This window comes from Acidisphaera sp. S103, from assembly GCF_009765975.1.
Classification (GTDB): Bacteria; Pseudomonadota; Alphaproteobacteria; order Acetobacterales; family Acetobacteraceae; genus Rhodopila.
The window spans coordinates 41,605-41,867 of the sequence record NZ_LMUJ01000095.1 but is presented as its reverse complement, the minus strand read 5'-3'; positions in this window follow the sequence as shown (position 1 = coordinate 41,867).

Below are 263 nucleotides of genomic sequence, written 5' to 3'. Positions count from 1 at the left end.
GCCGATCGCCCCGCCGATGGCGGCGATCGCCAATGCCATCCGTGGCGCGACCGGGGTGCGGATGCCCAATCTGCCGATGTCTCCGCCAAAGGTGCGGGCGGCGCTCGACGCCGCTCGCTGATGCCCACAGTCGTCCTCTCCTCGGGTTCCGCTGGCCAGTCCTTCACCGGCGGCCAGACGGAATTCGAGGTGGAGGCGACGAATTTCCGCCGCCTGGTGCTGGAACTGGAACGGCGGTTCCCCGGCCTGGGCAAGCAGATCGA